The sequence below is a fragment of the Kitasatospora sp. MBT66 genome, from assembly GCF_000710405.2.
Taxonomy (GTDB): domain Bacteria; phylum Actinomycetota; class Actinomycetes; order Streptomycetales; family Streptomycetaceae; genus Kitasatospora; species Kitasatospora purpeofusca.
Genome location: NZ_JAIY01000003.1, coordinates 507,181 through 508,017 on the forward strand (window position 1 = coordinate 507,181; position 837 = coordinate 508,017).

Below are 837 nucleotides of genomic sequence, written 5' to 3' on the forward strand. Positions count from 1 at the left end.
GCTGCTGGTGGTGGTCGGCTGGGTCGGCTGGGCGTGCTTCGCGCTCTCCGTCCTGGTGGAGGTCCCGGCCCAGTTGCGCGGCCGGGTGGCTCGGCGGATCCCGGCCTTCGGCTGGAGCCAGCGGGCCGCGGCCGGACTGGTCGGCGCGGTCATCGCCCTGGTGCCGGTGGCCGGTTCGGCCTTCGCCGCCACCGCGGAGCACGCGCCGGTCGTCGCCGCCGCGCAGGCGGCCCCCGGCGTGCAGCTCGCCGCCGCGCAGGACGCGCCGGCCGTCGCCCCCGCCGCCGACCAGCAGGCCGGCTACACCGTGCGGGACAGCCGGCCGGCCGACAGCCTGTGGTCCATCGCCGAGCGCCAACTGGGCTCCGGGGAACGCTGGACGGAGATCGCCAAGCTCAACGACGGCCGGGTGATGGACGATTCGGGGGTTCGCTTCGACGCGGACCGGCCGATCCAGCCCGGTTGGAAGCTCGCCATGCCGGCCGACGCCAAGCCCGACCAGGCGACCCCCGGGCCCGCAGCCCCCGCACCCGCTCCGGCCGGCACGCCGCAGACCGGCCCGGCGGGCGGCGCGGCCCAGGGCGGCACCGTCACCGTGAAGGCCGGCGAGAGCCTGTCGGCGATCGCCCAAAGGGAGTTGGGCGACGCGGAGGCCTGGCCGAAGCTGTTCGAGGCGAACCAGGGCGTCCAGGCGCCCGACGGCGAGCGGCTCACCGACCCGGACGTGGTGGTGCCGGGCATGGTGCTCAGCCTGCCCGGTGCCCCGGCCCCGACCCCGGCCCCGGCTCCCGCTCCTGCCCCCGCTCCGGCGCCCGAGCAGGCACCCGCCCCCGCGCC

The 837-nt window shown here is 78.4% G+C and carries 1 protein-coding gene; it reads left to right on the plus strand.

Going from position 1 to position 837, the window contains the following annotated elements; genetic code table 11:
* Positions 1–837, plus strand: an 837-nt coding sequence (locus tag BI06_RS04205; protein WP_158516377.1) for a LysM peptidoglycan-binding domain-containing protein, incomplete at both ends; no start/stop codon positions are given.